Source organism: Nocardiopsis sp. NPDC006832, from assembly GCF_040635885.1.
Taxonomy (GTDB): domain Bacteria; phylum Actinomycetota; class Actinomycetes; order Streptosporangiales; family Streptosporangiaceae; genus Nocardiopsis.
Map to the genome: position 1 here is coordinate 3,456 of NZ_JBEYLC010000124.1, position 1,365 is coordinate 4,820.

The 1,365-nt window shown below is 57.9% G+C and carries 1 rRNA gene; it reads right to left on the bottom strand.

From position 1 onward, the window contains the following. Nucleotides 1-27: 27 nt before the first annotated feature. Nucleotides 28-1,365: ribosomal RNA gene (locus tag ABZ717_RS28350) — 16S ribosomal RNA — on the bottom strand; the annotation flags it as partial.

Below are 1,365 nucleotides of genomic sequence, written 5' to 3' on the forward strand. Positions count from 1 at the left end.
AACGTTGGCCTGTAAAAGACTCCTTAGAAAGGAGGTGATCCAGCCGCACCTTCCGGTACGGCTACCTTGTTACGACTTCGTCCCAATCGCCAGCCCCACCTTCACTCATTCCCTCCCACAAGGGGTTAGGCCACAAGTTTCGGGTGTTGCCGACTTTCATGACGTGACGGGCGGTGTGTACAAGGCCCGGGAACGTATTCACCGCGGCGTTGCTGATCCGCGATTACTAGCGACTCCACCTTCATGGGGTCGAGTTGCAGACCCCAATCCGAACTGAGACCGGCTTTAAGGGATTCGCTCCACCTTACGGTCTCGCACGCCCATTGTACCGGCCATTGTAGCATGTTTGCAGCCCAAGACATAAGGGGCATGATGACTTGACGTCGTCCCCACCTTCCTCCGAGTTGACCCCGGCAGTCTCCCATGAGTCCCCACCATTACGTGCTGGCAACATGGAACAAGGGTTGCGCTCGTTGCGGGACTTAACCCAACATCTCACGACACGAGCTGACGACAGCCATGCACCACCTGTCACCCACCAACTAAATGACCCTGTATCTCTACAGGTCCACGGGTGATGTCAAACCTTGGTAAGGTTCTTCGCGTTGCGTCGAATTAAGCAACATGCTCCGCCGCTTGTGCGGGCCCCCGTCAATTCCTTTGAGTTTTAGCCTTGCGGCCGTACTCCCCAGGCGGGGCGCTTAATGCGTTAGCTACGGCGCGGAAACCGTGGAAAGTCCCCACACCTAGCGCCCAACGTTTACGGCATGGACTACCAGGGTATCTAATCCTGTTCGCTCCCCATGCTTTCGCTCCTCAGCGTCAGGTAAGGCCCAGAGACCCGCCTTCGCCACCGGTGTTCCTCCTGATATCTGCGCATTTCACCGCTACACCAGGAATTCCAGTCTCCCCTACCTACCTCTAGCGTGCCCGTATCCACTGCAGAACCGGAGTTAAGCCCCGGTCTTTCACAGCAGACGCGACACGCCGCCTACGAGCTCTTTACGCCCAATAATTCCGGACAACGCTCGGACCCTACGTATTACCGCGGCTGCTGGCACGTAGTTAGCCGGTCCTTATTCCCCACCTACCGTCAACCCCACGAGAACGTGGAGCCTGCGTTAGTGGTAAAAGAGGTTTACAACCCGAAGGCCGTCATCCCCCACGCGGCGTCGCTGCATCAGGCTTTCGCCCATTGTGCAATATTCCCCACTGCTGCCTCCCGCAGGAGTCTGGGCCGTGTCTCAGTCCCAGTGTGGCCGGTCGCCCTCTCAGGCCGGCTACCCGTAATCGCCTTGGTAGGCCTTTACCCCACCAACAAGCTGATAGGCCGCGAGCCCATCCCCAACCGAAAAAACTTTCCAC